The organism is Stenotrophomonas sp. 1337, from assembly GCF_031455455.1.
Classification (GTDB): Bacteria; Pseudomonadota; Gammaproteobacteria; order Xanthomonadales; family Xanthomonadaceae; genus Stenotrophomonas; species Stenotrophomonas indicatrix.
On sequence record NZ_JAVDSR010000002.1, the window covers coordinates 200,790 to 214,542 of the forward strand.

The 13,753-nt window shown below is 67.5% G+C and carries 14 protein-coding genes; 11 read left to right on the plus strand and 3 right to left on the minus strand.

From position 1 onward, the window contains the following. Positions 1-24 precede the first annotated feature (24 nt). From J2X70_RS04780 to J2X70_RS04820, 9 genes are all read left to right on the plus strand, one after another. Entirely contained in the window at positions 25-654 is a 630-nt protein-coding gene (locus J2X70_RS04780) for a ParA family protein (RefSeq protein WP_025875994.1), read from the plus strand. A gap of 37 nt (positions 655-691) precedes the next feature. Further along, on the plus strand, positions 692-1,168 hold the full coding sequence (locus J2X70_RS04785) for a histidine phosphatase family protein (RefSeq protein ID WP_032977995.1): 477 nt from the start codon (positions 692-694) through the stop codon (positions 1,166-1,168). A gap of 4 nt (positions 1,169-1,172) precedes the next feature. Further along, positions 1,173-1,790, plus strand: coding sequence for a YceI family protein (locus tag J2X70_RS04790; protein ID WP_025875990.1), 618 nt, complete (start codon positions 1,173-1,175; stop codon positions 1,788-1,790). Then, a complete protein-coding gene (locus J2X70_RS04795; RefSeq protein WP_025875988.1) occupies positions 1,787-3,844 on the plus strand; it encodes a phospholipase D family protein in 2,058 nt (685 codons plus the stop codon). The genes J2X70_RS04790 and J2X70_RS04795 overlap by 4 nt, the downstream gene beginning before the upstream one ends. A gap of 10 nt (positions 3,845-3,854) precedes the next feature. Beyond that, positions 3,855-4,289, plus strand: coding sequence for a hotdog fold thioesterase (locus J2X70_RS04800; protein WP_025875986.1), 435 nt, complete (start codon positions 3,855-3,857; stop codon positions 4,287-4,289). Positions 4,290-4,408: 119 nt separating this feature from the next. Beyond that, on the plus strand, positions 4,409-5,200 hold the full coding sequence (locus tag J2X70_RS04805; protein ID WP_025875984.1) for a lysophospholipid acyltransferase family protein: 792 nt from the start codon (positions 4,409-4,411) through the stop codon (positions 5,198-5,200). Between the two features lie 7 nt (positions 5,201-5,207). Next, complete coding sequence (locus tag J2X70_RS04810) at positions 5,208-6,242, plus strand: alpha/beta fold hydrolase (protein ID WP_025875982.1); 1,035 nt, start codon at positions 5,208-5,210, stop codon at positions 6,240-6,242. A 56-nt stretch (positions 6,243-6,298) separates the two neighbouring features. Then, positions 6,299-8,377, plus strand: coding sequence for a tetratricopeptide repeat protein (locus tag J2X70_RS04815; RefSeq protein ID WP_025875980.1), 2,079 nt, complete (start codon positions 6,299-6,301; stop codon positions 8,375-8,377). 10 nt (positions 8,378-8,387) lie between these two features. Continuing rightward, positions 8,388-8,999 carry a YbhB/YbcL family Raf kinase inhibitor-like protein gene (locus J2X70_RS04820; RefSeq protein WP_059063140.1) on the plus strand — a complete coding sequence of 204 codons (612 nt, stop codon included), beginning with the start codon at positions 8,388-8,390 and terminating at the stop codon, positions 8,997-8,999. A 110-nt stretch (positions 9,000-9,109) separates the two neighbouring features. Here the strand turns inward: J2X70_RS04820 and J2X70_RS04825 are convergent, their stop codons facing one another. The 3 genes from J2X70_RS04825 to J2X70_RS04835 form a co-directional block, all read right to left on the minus strand. Beyond that, positions 9,110-9,580, minus strand: coding sequence for an META domain-containing protein (locus tag J2X70_RS04825; protein WP_309909205.1), 471 nt, complete (start codon positions 9,578-9,580; stop codon positions 9,110-9,112). Between the two features lie 140 nt (positions 9,581-9,720). Then, on the minus strand, positions 9,721-10,548 hold the full coding sequence (locus J2X70_RS04830; protein ID WP_025875974.1) for an META and DUF4377 domain-containing protein: 828 nt from the start codon (positions 10,546-10,548) through the stop codon (positions 9,721-9,723). Positions 10,549-10,621: 73 nt separating this feature from the next. After that, positions 10,622-11,416, minus strand: coding sequence for an undecaprenyl-diphosphate phosphatase (locus J2X70_RS04835; RefSeq protein ID WP_033832703.1), 795 nt, complete (start codon positions 11,414-11,416; stop codon positions 10,622-10,624). 219 nt (positions 11,417-11,635) lie between these two features. Here J2X70_RS04835 and glnA point away from each other — a divergent pair, with 219 nt between their 5' ends. Further along, a complete protein-coding gene (glnA, locus tag J2X70_RS04840; protein WP_010487206.1) occupies positions 11,636-13,045 on the plus strand; it encodes a type I glutamate--ammonia ligase in 1,410 nt (469 codons plus the stop codon). 347 nt (positions 13,046-13,392) lie between these two features. Continuing rightward, positions 13,393-13,731 carry a P-II family nitrogen regulator gene (locus J2X70_RS04845; protein ID WP_004134334.1) on the plus strand — a complete coding sequence of 113 codons (339 nt, stop codon included), beginning with the start codon at positions 13,393-13,395 and terminating at the stop codon, positions 13,729-13,731. Positions 13,732-13,753 lie beyond the last annotated feature (22 nt).

Sequence of the window (13,753 nt, forward strand, 5' to 3'; positions counted from 1 at the left end):
CACGTACCCGGAAGCGAGGCTGGCATGAAGACGATCCTGGTGGCCGGTTCCAAGGGCGGGGTGGGCAAGACCACCATCGCCACCCACCTGGCCGCGTACGCGGCATTGCAAGGCAAGGCCACGGTGATCGCCGATGCCGACCCGCAGGGCTCCAGCACCCGCTGGGCACAGCGCCGGGCCGGGCTGGAAAGCGCGGTGCTGCCGATCGACGTGTACCGCAAGAAGCAATGGGCGCAGAAGCTGCCCGACGGTACCGATACCGTGGTGATCGATGCACCGGCCGGCGCGCTGGCCGACGATATCCCGCATTTCCTCGACGCTGCCGATGCCGTGGTGGTGCCGGTGCTGCCCTCGGCACTGGACATCGAAGCCATCGTCGGCTTCCTCAACAGCCTGGCCCAGGTACCGCGCGTGCACAGCCGCAAGCTGCCGGTCGGGCTGGTGCTGAACCGCACCAAGCCCTGGACCCAGACCTCGCAGCAGGCCCTGCAGATGCTGGCTGACTGGCCTTATCCGGTGGTCGCCCAGCTGCGCGACAGCCAGAGCTATGTGGTCATGACCGGCCTGGGCCGCAGTCTTTTCGATTACCGCTCCGCCCAGGTGCGCGAGCACCAGGCCGACTGGGAACCCCTGTTGTCCTGGCTGAAGCTGTAACAGCCGTAGGTCTCCATCCCTTCATTGGAATCCCGCAATGCGCGAACTGATCCTGCTCCGCCACGCCCACGCCGAACCGGCCACCACCGGCCAGGCCGACCTCGACCGGCCGTTGTCGCCGGTGGGGCTCGCTGAAGCCGAAGCCGCCGGCAAGTGGCTGAAGGAGAACAACCTGCTGCCGGACTGCGTGCTGTGTTCACCGTCGCGGCGGACCCGCGAAACCCTGGAAGCGGTGATGGCAGCCATCGGCTATGTCGAAAAGCGCCTGGAAGACCGCATCTACGAGGCCACCCCCGGCACCCTGGCCGCGCTGGTGGACGAGCGCCGTGACCTGGACCGGGTGCTGATCGTCGGCCACAACCCCGGGCTGGAGCAGCTGGTGGCGCTGATGACCGATGGCACCAGCAGTGATTACCGTGGCATGCCGCCGGGCGGCGTGGCCGTGCTCGGGTTCGCCCGCGAGGCGACGATCGAGCCGGGCGTGGCCAGCCTGAACGCCTTCTGGTGGCCGTGAGCCGATGAGGTTGGCGTTGCCGGGCCGCTGTCTGCTGCCAGTCGTTCTGGCGATCGGCCCGGCCTGGGCTGCCGCACCGCCACCGACCGCGCTGCCGGCGGTCGTGGCCGAACCGCCGCGTACGCTGCAGCTGGATGTGGTGCGCTCGCAGATCGGTTTCGAAGTCCGCACCCGCTTCGGCCAGCGCATCGAGGGCGTGTTCCCCCGTTTCGAGGGGCGTATCGAAGTGCTGTCCGATGGCCGCCACCAGGTCCACCTGAAGATGTTCACCCGCACCGTGGAGATTCCCGGCAAGGACCGCTATACCGGCTGGATGCGCGGCCCCGAGTTCTTCGACGCCGGTCGTTACCCGTTCGTGGAGTTCGACTCGCTGCCGTACTGGCCGGAGACGGTTGCCGAGGGCGGCGGTATCGACGGCCGGTTGACCCTGCGCGGGGTCAGCCATCCGGAGACGCTCAAGGTCGAGAAAGCGGAATGTGCCCGACCCGGCTATGATTGCGACGTCGTCAGCCGCGGTACCGTGCAACGAGGTCGGTATGGCATGGACAGCTGGCAGCTTGCCTTGAGTGACCGAGTGACTTTCGTATTGCGTGCGCGCCTCAGCGAGGCGCCGAAACCGTGAATCCTTTGCTGCGTGTATTGGCGCTGGCAACCGTGTTGCTGGGCAGCGGCTGCGCGTCGCTGTCGCATGCCCAGCGTGATCGCGCCGAGGCGATTGCCGTGCAGGCGCGCTCGACGCAGGTCGATTGCCAGCAGGCCGACCGCTGCGCGCTGGATTCGCCCCTGCGGGCACTGGCCGGCCGGGCGTTCAGCGAATCGACCCCGGACCAGCCGCGGCACTACGCCACCCTGCTGGACGAGGGCGAAGGTGCGCTGGTCGCGCGCCTGAACCTGCTGCGCAGCGCCACCCGCAGCATCGACCTGCAGACCTACATCTTCGACAAGGACGACAGCGCCCGCCTGGTCATCGACGAGCTGCTGGCGGCATCGCGGCGCGGGGTGAAGGTGCGGTTGCTGATCGACCAGCTTTCGGCGATCTCCGACCTGCAGATCCTCGGCGCACTGGCCGGTGCCCACGAGAACTTCCAGCTGCGGGTCTACAACCCGACCTTCGGCAAGGCCCGTCTGAACTACTTCGACTATGCCGGCAGCGTGCTGTGCTGCTTCCGCCGCTTCAACCAGCGCATGCACAACAAGCTGCTGGTGGTTGACGATGCGATCGGCGTGGTCGGTGGGCGCAACTACCAGGACGACTATTACGACTGGGACCGCGAATACAACTTCCGCGACCGTGACGTGCTGATCGCCGGCCCCGAAGCACGCGCGATGGCGGCCAACTTCGATGCCTTCTGGCGCGCGCAGCGCAGCGTGCCGGCCGAGCGCCTGAACGATGTCGGCCGTACCCTGCTCAAGCAGGGCGTGCCGCTGCTGCCGCCGGCGCAGTTCCGCAGGCCCGAGCGGGTGGAGCGGGTCAGCGAGGAAGCCAACGACGTCGCCTTCGTCACCCGTTCGTTCGTGGATACCGCCCTGCCGGTCGCCTCGGTGCGCTATGTGGCCGATCTGCCGCGCAAGCACCGGCGTGAGCGCGCCGACGCCCCACTGGCCGGGCAGCATGTCACCGAGCCGCAGCTGGATGCACTGATCTCCAGTGCGCAGCACGAAGTGATCCTGCAGACACCCTACCTGGTGCTGTCCAAGCCGGCACAGAAACTGTTCCGCGAGCTGCGCAAGCGCCCGCAGCCGCCGCGCGTGGTGGTATCCAGCAACAGCCTGGCCGCCACCGACAACCCGATCGTGTATGCGCTGTCCTACAAGTACAAGCGGCGCAACATGCGCGAGCTGGGCTTCAACATCTTCGAATTCAAGCCGTTCCCGCTGGATGCCCCGGTCGACTACCGCAACCTGCTGCCCGACCCGATCGCAGCGCCGGGCAGCGATACCGGCCGCAATCCGCTGCTCGGTGGCAGCGCGGCGGGCAGCAATGCCGGTGGCGGTAGTGGTGGTGATGCGGTGGCCGCTGCGGATGTGGACGACCGGCCGGCGCGGGTGATCCATCCGCGTACCGGCAGTGCGTATGAGAATGCCCGTGCGCGCCGGCGTGCTGCCGGCAGCGAAGTCGAGACCCGCCTGCTGCGTACCGAAACGCGCCCCTCGTTCCTGGGCAGCAAGGCGGTCAACAAGCCGCTGCCGGTCACCCGCAAGGGCGCGCGCATGGGCCTGCATGCCAAGTCGCTGGTGGTCGACCGCCGCATCGGCGTGGTCGGCACCCATAACTTCGATCCGCGCAGCGAGAACTACAACACCGAAGGCGCGGTGATCATCGACGATCCGGCCTTCGCCGAGCAGCTGGCCCAGAGCATCCTGCGCGATACCCACCCGCAGAACTCCTGGACGGTGGCGCCGCGTGCCAAGCCGCCGGTCCTGTCCGGCCTGAACTACAGCGTCGGCAAGGCCTCCGAGGCGCTGCCGATCCTCGACTTCTGGCCGTGGCGCTACGCCACCGACTACGAATTCAAGCCCGGCCCGGACTGCCCGCAGCCACTGCCGCGGCAGAGCGCCGATTTCCACCGTTGCTATGTCGCGGTGGGCGACTTCCCCGAGGTCAATGTCGGGCCGAAGTGGCTGCTGGTGCGCATGCTGACCGCATTCGGCGCCGGCCTCGTTCCCATCCTCTGAAGGTAGCCGCATGACCCAGGTATTCCGCGAAGCCGTTTCCATCGAGCAGCTCAACGCACTCAGCCGCAATACCGCCATCGATACCCTCGGCATCGTCTTCAGCGCCGCTGGCGAGGACTGGCTGCAGGCGACCATGCCGGTGGATGAGCGCACCCGCCAGCCGTACGGCATCCTGCACGGTGGCGCCTCGGTGGTGCTGGCCGAAACCCTGGGCAGCAGCGCCGGCAACCTCTGCGTGGATACCGCCAAGCAGGTCTGCGTGGGCCTGGAGATCAACGCCAACCACGTACGCGCCGTGCGTTCGGGTACGGTCACCGGCACCGCGCGCGCGGTGCACGTGGGCCGCAGCACCCAGCTGTGGGAAATCCGCATCGAGGACGAGCAGGGCCGGCTGGTCTGCATCTCGCGGCTGACCCTGGCCGTGGTGGCGGCCGGGCACGGTTGAGCCGTCGCGGCATCGGTGACGGCGGCGGAACCCAGCGTTCCCCGCCGATGGCCGCCGTCAATGAGACTTATGGCCGAATTCGGCTGGCAGCGATGGCAGCCCTCCGGTATCGTGCGTGGATGACTTCCCCCACTCCGGCCCCCCGCGGCGGCGTGGCGCGTGTGTGCCGTTACCTGTACCGCGTACCGCTGCTGTTGGTCCACATCACCGTGTTCCTGCCGCTGATCCTGATCGGCATGCTTCCGCCATGGGGCGAGCTGCGCGTGGGCGATGCCACCTTCGGCGCCAAGGTAGTGAACTGGTGGCAGGGCGGCCTGATGTGGATCTTCGGCTTCCGCCTGTCGCGCGTCGGCCAGCCGCTGCCGGGCGCAGTGCTGTTCGTCGCCAACCATGTCAGCTGGGTCGATATCTCCATCCTGCACAGCCAGCGCATGATGGGCTTTGTCGCCAAGCGCGAGATCGCCAGCTGGCCGGTGGTCGGTTGGCTTGCCGCGCGCGGCCAGACCATTTTCCACCAGCGTGGCAACACCGAATCGCTCGGTGGGGTGATGCAGGTGATGGCCGACCGCCTGCGCGCCGGCAAGGCGGTAGGCGTGTTCCCGGAAGGGCGTACCCGCGGCGGCCACGACGTTGGCCCGTTCCATGCGCGCATCTTCCAGGCCGCCGTCGAAACCAGCGTGCCGGTGCAGCCGGTGGCGCTGATCTACGGCGTGCGCGGGGATGCACAGACCATCGTGGCCTTCGGCCCGGGCGAGAGTTTCTTCGCCAATTTCCTGCGCCTGCTCGGTGAGCCGGCGCGGCATACCGAAGTGCATTTCCTGGAGCCGATCGGCACCCAGGACCTGGAAGGCCGTCGGCGCATCGCGGAAACTTCGCGCGCGCGCATCGTGGCGGCCATGAGCGGGGATTGAGGCGAGGGTGGCCGTGTCTCCGCCACCGACCCTCGACGCTGATGCGCCGATGCTCACCGCGTCCGACTATCAGCCGCCGCGCTGGCTGCGCAATCCGCACCTGCAGTCGATGCTCAGCTCCAGCCGCATGCGCCTGCAGCGCGGCCTGCTGCTGCTGGCCGCCACCGGCGCGGTCAGCGAGGAGCTGATCCTCGATGGTGGCGAAGGTGTGCGCCTGCAGGGCTGGCACAGCCATGTCGAAGGGCGCGAACCGCGCGGCATCGCATTGCTGCTGCATGGCTGGGAGGGCAGCGCCGAATCCAGCTACATGCGCATGGCCGCTGCCCGCATGCTGGAGCAGGGGTTCGACGTGGTGCGGTTGAATTTCCGCGACCACGGCAACACCCATCACCTCAATCCCGGCATCTTCCACTCCAACCTCATCGACGAAGTGGTGCATGCCGCAGGCGATGTCGCCCAGCGCTGGCCCGATCTGCCGCTGGTTGCAGCCGGCTATTCACTGGGCGGCAACTTCGTGCTGCGGCTGGCCCTGCGCGCGCCGGCCGCCGGTGTACCGCTGCAGCACGTGGCCGCGGTCTGCCCGGTGCTCGACCCCGGGCTGACCATGGAGAACATCGAGAACGGCCCGGCGATGTACGACTGGTACTTCCGCCGCAAGTGGGCCGGCTCGCTGCGGCGCAAGCGCGATCTGTTCCCCGAACTGAGCGACTGCGACGACCGTGTGCTGAACATGGACATCCGTTCGCTGACCGCCTGGCTGGTCGAGCGGCACACCACGTTCGGTTCGTTGCAGGCCTATTTCGATGGCTACTCCATCGCCGGCGACCGCCTGTCCACGCTGCAGGTACCTGCTGACATCCTGATGGCGCAGGACGATCCGGTGATCCCCTACGCGACCTTCCGCGATTGGCAGCTGCCGCAGCAGGCGCGGCTGGAAACCGCCTGCTGGGGCGGCCACTGTGGCTTCCTGGAAAACTGGCGCGGCGATGGGTTCTCCGAGCGCTGGGTCGCACAGCGCCTGCGGCGGGTCCTGCCGGGCTGAACCGGCACCGGCGCGCGGCCCGCTACAATGCGGGTTTGACCTTGAACCGGACGGCCATGCAAGACCAGATCCTCCAAGCGTTGCGCCAGAACGATGCCGGCCAGGCCGTGCAGCTGGCCCAGGCGTGGACCCGTGACGAACCCGGCAAGGCCGAGGCCCACCGCTGGCTGGCGCTTGCGCTGCAGCAGCAGGGCCAGGCCGAGGCCGCAATGGAGGCGTTGCAGCAGGCGCTGCAGCTGGCCCCCGATGATGCGCAGCTGCACCTGCAGCACGCCGGCCTGCTGCTGGCACTGCGCCAGTTCGACGGGGCCGATGAAGCCCTGCTGCGCACCACCGGGCTGGACCCCAACGCCTTCCCGGCCTACCTGATGCAGGCGCACCTGGCGGTGGGCCGCAACGATTTCGACGAGGCCCAGCGGCTGTCGACCCTGGCCTCGCGGCTGGAGCCGGACCATCCGGAACTGCTGACCATCGATGGCATGGTCGCGCTGCGCCGCGGCGACGCCGACCGTGCGCTGGCCCTGCTGTCGGCGGCCAGCCAGGCGCTACCGGACGATACCCGCGTGCTGTACGCACTGGGCTTTGCCTATCTGGGCAAGGACATGCTGGCGTTTGCCGAGCAGGCGTTCCGTCGCGTGCTGGCGTTGAACCCGAAGATGTCCTCGCTGCACGGCATGGTGGTGCAGCTGGCCTTGCGCCAGGGCAACGTGGAGGCCGCCGCCGAGGCAATGCAGCAGGCGCTGCAGGAGCCGGAGCTGGACGTGCCGCCGATGCGCCGCCTGGCCGGCGAACTGGCACTGCGCAGTGGCCAGCCGCTGCAGGCGCTGGAGCACCTGCTGCCGCTGCTGCAATCGCTGCAGGGTGATCGCCAGGTGCTGCAGCTGCTGCTGATGTCCTGGCAGCGCCTGGGCCGCGAAGATGAAGCCCGCACACGCCTGGATGACGCTCTGGAAAGCAATGACCAGCTGCATGACCTGTGGCTGGCACGACTGGCCGTGGAAGACGTCGGCAGTGCCGGCGCCGTAGCCGTCGTGGAGCGCTGGATGGCAGCGATGCCTGGCCACCTGCCGGCGCTGGAAGCGCGCATGCGCCTGCATGACATGGCCGGCGAGCATGAGCAGGGCGAAGCCATCGCCGAGCGCATCACCACCCTGGAACCGGGCCGCGTCAGCGGTGAAAGCCGTCGCGTCGAGGGGCTGCTGCAGCGTGACCCGGCCGCCGCCGTGGAGCGCGTGCAGGCCCTGATCGCACAGGCACCGGAGGGACACCGCGCGGATCTGCGGACCTGGCTGGGCGAGATCCAGGATCGCGCCGGGCAGCCGGAAGAAGCGCTGCGTACGTGGATGGCGCTGCAGACCGACCAGGCTTCGCAGCGGCTGCCGTTGCCGCCGCAGGCCAAGGCACCGCCGAGCTGGCCGGAGATGGCCAGCATCGACGAAGCGACGCGCGACAGCGGCTCGGCGCCGATCTTCCTGTGGGGCGCCCCGGGTTCGGGCGTGGAGCGGGTGGCAACCGGCCTGGCCGCTGCCAGCCCGGTGCTGCGCAGTGATCGTTACACCGCCACGCCACCGGACGATGCCTTCCAGAACTACAACACGCTGCAGGACCTGGCGTCGGGCGTGCTGAGCCCGGAACGCCTGGTCGAGCGTTGGCGCGAGCACCTGCCCGCCCGCGGCCTGGAAAGTGACACCGTGATCGACTGGCTGCTGTGGTGGGACAACGCGCTGTTGTGGGCATTGCGCCCGCAGCTGCCGCAGGGTCGCCTGCTGCTGGTGCTGCGCGACCCGCGCGACATGCTGCTGGACTGGATCGCCTATGGTGCCGCCGCGCCGCTGGCGATGACCTCGATGGCCGAAGCCAGCCAGTGGCTGGTGCGTTCGCTGACCCAGATCGCCGCGCTGCACGAGGAAGACCTGTATCCGCACGTGCTGCTGCGCATCGACGACATCGGCAACGATGCGCATGCGATGGCCGACCTGCTGGGCCGCGTGTTCGGGCGTCCGATGCCGCCGGCTGCACAGCTGGGTGCACCGCGCCTGCCTGCCGGCCACTGGCGCAGGTATCGCGACGTGATGGGCGCCGCTTTCGCCCAGCTCACCCCGGTCGCGGTGCGCTTGGGTTACCCGGAAGAGTGAGGAGCATCTGATGCAACTGAGCAGTCACAGCCTGGTCAACGGTGCGCCGATCGACCGTGAGTTCGCCGCCGGCGATGCCGCCGGCTTCGCCCCCGACCGCAACCCGCACCTGGCCTGGAGCGGCGTGCCCGATGGCACCCGCTCGTTCCTGCTGGTGTGCGTGGACCCGGACGTGCCAACGGTGCCGGAGACGGTCGGCCGCGATGACATGAGCGTGCCGCGCGATCAGCCGCGCGGCGATTTCGTGCACTGGGTGATGGCCGACATTCCGGCCTCGGTGCAGGAGATCGCCGCTGGCAGCTGCAGCGATGGTTTCGTGGTGAAGGGCAAGACCGCGCCGGCCGGCCCGGCCGGCAGCCGCCAGGGCCTGAATGATTTCACCGGCTGGTTCGCCGGCAATCCGGACATGGCCGGTGATTACCTCGGCTACGACGGCCCGTACCCGCCGTTCAACGACGAGCGCGTGCACCGCTACTTCTTCCGCGTGTTTGCGCTGGATGTGGCCACGCTGTCGTTGCCGGAACGCTTCACCGCCGCCGATGCGTACCGTGCAATGCACGGCCACGTACTGGCCGAAGCGGCGCTGCACGGCACCTATACGTTGAACCCGGCGTTGGCCTGATAACAGCCTTCGGGTAGTGCCGGCCGCTGGCCGGCATCCGCTGTACGTGGCAGCCGGCCAGCGGCCGGCTCTACCCACCAGCGAAGAAGGGCGGCCAGTGGCCGCCCTCTTCATTTCGCCGGCTGCGGCGCGGGTTTGAACACCAGCACTTCGCCCTTGGCATTGCGCACGACCAATGCACCGGTGTCGTCCAACGCGAGGGTGGGTGCGGTATCGCGACCGTGAAACAGCGTTTCGGCTCGCCGTTCCTGCGCATCCACCTTGGGATTGATGCACAGCGCGGTGGTCCGGATGCCGCTCTCCAGGATCAGCCGGTCGTCCTGCAGGTGGTAATGACTGCTGGCCTGGTTGCACAGGTTCAACTCGCTCATGTAGCCGGGCTGGAAGCGCAGCGTGTACGGCGCCCGGCCCCTGACGAACAACGCGTCGATACGCTTGCCCTGCGCGTCGGTGGCGCGCGTGAGCTGCCACGGATGGGCTTCAAGCTGGTCGGTGGTGGGTGTGCTGGCGGCGCGTGCACTGCTGCCAATGCCAATGCCGATGGCCAGCCAGGCCAGTGTGAGCATGTACGTCCGTTTCATGCCGATCTCCCTGATGCATGTGGGTAGTGCCGGCCGCTGGCCGGCATGTTCCGCAGGTCGCCTGAGCTGTGTGCAGCCGCCGGCCAGCGGCCGGCCCTACCCACAACGAAGAAGGGCGACCTCGCGGCCGCCCTTCTGCATTACTTCTTCTCGATGGCCGACTCGACCACCATGTCCAGCACGTACGCCTGCGACGGCGCATCGGCCGGCGGGTTCTTCACTTCGTAGCGCTTCACGCGCACCACGTTGCGCACGCCGTCTTCGTGGGTGTAACCCTCGATGTTGCCGTAGAAGTTCTCGAACTTGCCCGGCTCGCCCTGCTTCAGGCCCTTGTCGTCGAACTTCACTTCGCGCACCTGCAGGCACTGGTAATCCGGGATCAGCGGGTGCGAGCACTTCTCGGTCTTCGCAGCCACTTCCAGGAACACGGTTTCGCCGGCGCCGCCATAGCGCGTTTCAGCGGTCGGTTCCGGGTTGAACACCAGCACGTCGCCCTTGGCGGTGGTCAGGGTCAGCACGCCGTTGGCATCCTGTTCGGCCTTCAGTTCGCCCTGCAGACGGCTGGAGACGGCTTCGTCCAGCGCCATCAGCGCCTTGTCAGTGCAGGCCATCATGGTCGAGGCCATCGCGCTCACGCTCAGCTTGCCATCGGCCAGGGTGTAACCGCCGCCCATGCGGTTGCAGGTGTTGCTGACCGACAGGCGGCCATCAACGAAGTCCAGGGTGACCGGCTTGTCTTCGCGGGCGAACAGCGCATCGATGCGCTTGCCATCGGCCGCGGTGGCCTGCTGCAGCAGCCAGTGCTGGCTCTGCAGGCGCTGCGCATCCAGGTGTGCCAGCGCCTTCTGGTCGCCGGCCTTGGCCGCGGCCGGGGCCAGATCGTCACCGCCGGTACCGGCCGGGGCAGGGGTCTGGCTGCAGGCGGCCAGCAGGGCCAGCGGGAGGAGCAGGGTGAGCTTGCGGTTCATGGTGATTCTCCTTGGGGAACCGAGGGGGAAACGGAGCGGGGCCGGCAACGGGGTTCCCCTGCCCCGGCGCTGTTCAGCTGCCGGATGGCAACCACAGCAGCAATGCAGCGCCCAGGGCGATGCGGTAAATCGCGAACGCCGTGAAGCGATGCGACTTGATGTAGCCCATCAACCACTTCACTACGACGAAGCCGGTGATGGCTGCGGCAAGGAAGGCCACGCCAACGTCGGTCCAGTTCTCGCTGCCCAGATTCCCTTCCTTGGCCAGTTCCAGGAAGGTGTAGGCGCTGGCGGCGAACATGGTGGGAATGCCGACCAGGAACACGAACTCGGCAGCGGCCGCGCGGCGGCTCAGGCCCAGCAGCATGGCCAGGAAGATCGCCGAGGCCGAGCGCGAGGTACCGGGGAACACGCCGGCCAGCACCTGCGCCAGGCCAACACCGATGGCCACCGTCCAGGTCACCTGGTCGCGATCGGGCAGGCGCGCGGTATAGGCCTCCACCAGCAGCATCCAGATGCCGCCGATGATCAGCGCCCAGGCCACCGGGCTGACGGTTTCCGGCAGCGACCAGCCGGCCTTGCGCACCACCAGGCCGACTACTGCGGTTACCAGGAAGGCCGCGCCGAGCTTGAACACGTACTCGCGGTTCTCGCGCTGGCCGAAGCCGGTGGCCAGCTGCAGCAGGCGCTGGCGGAACACCAGCACCACGGCCAGGATCGCACCGGCCTGGATGATGATGTTGAAGAAGTCCGATCGTGCGCCCAGCCAGTGCTGGGCGATCAGCAGGTGGCCGGTGCTGGAGATCGGCAGGAATTCGGTCAAGCCTTCGAGGATGCCCAGCAGCAGGGCGGAGAGCAGGTCGGACATGGACGGTGCGGGCGCTGGCGGCGGAAGAAGCCCGAGAGAATAGACGATCCACGCCGCACCAAACGGGTGCGTGCGGTAATCCGCGCACCCGTTTGGTGCATGTGCGTCTGCACCGCGCTGGGGCAGGCGCTTTGAAATCAACAACTTGTGAAGGCCGAAAAGTTGGCACGGTCGTTGCTGTACCTCAGCAGGCATTCATTCCCATCCGAGGTCGTACCGATGTCCGTGGAAAACGTTGAGAAGCTGATCAAGGACAACCAGATCGAGTTCGTCGATCTGCGTTTCGTCGACATGCGTGGCGTCGAGCAGCACGTCACCTTCCCGGTCAGCATCATCGAGCCGTCGCTGTTCGAAGAAGGCAAGATGTTCGATGGCAGCTCGATCGCCGGCTGGAAGGGCATCAACGAATCGGACATGGTGCTGCTGCCCGATACCGCCAGCGCCTACGTCGACCCGTTCTATGCCGATCCGACCATCGTGATCAGCTGCGACATCCTCGACCCGGCCACCATGCAGCCGTACGGCCGCTGCCCGCGCGGCATCGCCAAGCGCGCCGAGGCCTACCTGAAGTCCTCGGGCATCGCCGAAACCGCGTTCTTCGGCCCGGAGCCGGAATTCTTCATCTTCGATTCGGTCCGCTTCGCCAATGAAATGGGCAACACCTTCTTCAAGGTCGATTCGGAAGAAGCCGCCTGGAACAGCGGCGCCAAGTACGACGGCGCCAACAGCGGCTACCGTCCGGGCGTGAAGGGCGGTTACTTCCCCGTTCCGCCGACCGACACCCTGCACGACCTGCGTGCGGAGATGTGCAAGACCCTGGAACAGGTCGGCATCGAAGTGGAAGTGCAGCACCACGAAGTGGCCACCGCCGGCCAGTGCGAGATCGGCACCAAGTTCAGCACCCTGGTGCAGAAGGCCGACGAACTGCTGCGGATGAAGTACGTCATCAAGAACGTCGCCCACCGCAACGGCAAGACCGTCACCTTCATGCCCAAGCCGATCGTCGGCGACAACGGCAGCGGCATGCACGTGCACCAGTCGCTGTCCAAGGGCGGCACCAACCTGTTCTCCGGTGACGGCTACGGCGGCCTGAGCCAGCTGGCACTGTGGTACATCGGCGGCATCTTCAAGCATGCCAAGGCCATCAACGCCTTCGCCAACTCGGGCACCAACAGCTACAAGCGCCTGGTGCCGGGCTTCGAAGCCCCGGTGATGCTGGCCTACTCGGCGCGCAACCGTTCGGCCTCGTGCCGCATTCCGTGGGTGTCCAACCCGAAGGCGCGCCGCATTGAAATGCGCTTCCCCGATCCGATCCAGTCGGGCTACCTGACCTTCACCGCGCTGATGATGGCCGGCCTGGACGGCATCAAGAACCAGATCGACCCGGGCGCACCGAGCGACAAGGATCTGTACGACCTGCCGCCGGAAGAAGAGAAGCTGATCCCGCAGGTCTGCTCCTCGCTGGACCAGGCGCTGGAAGCGCTGGACAAGGACCGCGAGTTCCTCAAGGCCGGTGGCGTGATGAGCGATGACTTCATCGACGGTTACATCGCGCTGAAGATGCAGGAAGTGACCAAGTTCCGCGCGGCGACCCACCCGCTGGAATACCAGCTGTACTACGCCAGCTGACCGGCTGCGATGGCGGTGGGTAACCCCTCCCACCCGCCGCCATCGCATCCGTCTTTGCGGCTGGGGAGCCGCAGGGCGGGCTCCGGCCCGCCGTGGTAGAGCGGACCGTTGGTCCGCTGCATTGGAAACGCGGGCCCTTGGCCCGCAGATCCAGGGGCAAGAGAGAGACCGGACACGCGACATGGGCCGCCCTCCCTCCCGCGTCGGCCGTGCAAGGAGAGAGGCACGGCTGTCCCGGCCCGATTCGTGTCCGGTGCAACAGCCACGGCCATCACCACGATGGCCCGTGGTTGCCTGATGCCATCGCGCGTTCGCGCGCTGGCCCCATCCACCATCGGGACATGCGCATGAAACTGATCTCCGCCATCATCCGACCGTTCAAGCTCGACGAGGTCCGCGAGGCCCTGTCCGATGCCGGCGTGTCGGGCATCACCGTGACCGAAGTGAAAGGCTTCGGCCGCCAGAAGGGCCACACCGAGCTGTATCGCGGTGCCGAGTACGTTGTCGACTTCCTGCCCAAGATCAAGATCGAAACCGTGGTCACCGACGAACGTGCCGACGCAGTGATCGAAGCGATCCAGTCGTCTGCAGGCACCGGCAAGATCGGCGACGGCAAGATCTTCGTGACCGCTGTCGAGCAGGTCATCCGCATCCGCACCGGCGAAATCGGCGCCGACGCGCTGTAAGCCCCCTTCCGGAGACTCCCCC

What these genes read in the sequence shown, in the direction of transcription:
- J2X70_RS04780 (WP_025875994.1), top strand. Translation starts at nt 25, where the DNA reads ATGAAGACGATCCTGGTGGCCGGTTCCAAGGGCGGGGTGGGCAAGACC.
- J2X70_RS04785 (WP_032977995.1), top strand. Translation starts at nt 692, where the DNA reads ATGCGCGAACTGATCCTGCTCCGCCACGCCCACGCCGAACCGGCCACC.
- J2X70_RS04790 (WP_025875990.1), top strand. Translation starts at nt 1,173, where the DNA reads ATGAGGTTGGCGTTGCCGGGCCGCTGTCTGCTGCCAGTCGTTCTGGCG.
- J2X70_RS04800 (WP_025875986.1), top strand. Translation starts at nt 3,855, where the DNA reads ATGACCCAGGTATTCCGCGAAGCCGTTTCCATCGAGCAGCTCAACGCA.
- J2X70_RS04805 (WP_025875984.1), top strand. Translation starts at nt 4,409, where the DNA reads ATGACTTCCCCCACTCCGGCCCCCCGCGGCGGCGTGGCGCGTGTGTGC.
- J2X70_RS04815 (WP_025875980.1), top strand. Translation starts at nt 6,299, where the DNA reads ATGCAAGACCAGATCCTCCAAGCGTTGCGCCAGAACGATGCCGGCCAG.
- J2X70_RS04820 (WP_059063140.1), top strand. Translation starts at nt 8,388, where the DNA reads ATGCAACTGAGCAGTCACAGCCTGGTCAACGGTGCGCCGATCGACCGT.
- J2X70_RS04825 (WP_309909205.1), bottom strand. Translation starts at nt 9,580, where the DNA reads ATGAAACGGACGTACATGCTCACACTGGCCTGGCTGGCCATCGGCATT.
- J2X70_RS04830 (WP_025875974.1), bottom strand. Translation starts at nt 10,548, where the DNA reads ATGAACCGCAAGCTCACCCTGCTCCTCCCGCTGGCCCTGCTGGCCGCC.
- J2X70_RS04835 (WP_033832703.1), bottom strand. Translation starts at nt 11,416, where the DNA reads ATGTCCGACCTGCTCTCCGCCCTGCTGCTGGGCATCCTCGAAGGCTTG.
- glnA (WP_010487206.1), top strand. Translation starts at nt 11,636, where the DNA reads ATGTCCGTGGAAAACGTTGAGAAGCTGATCAAGGACAACCAGATCGAG.
- J2X70_RS04845 (WP_004134334.1), top strand. Translation starts at nt 13,393, where the DNA reads ATGAAACTGATCTCCGCCATCATCCGACCGTTCAAGCTCGACGAGGTC.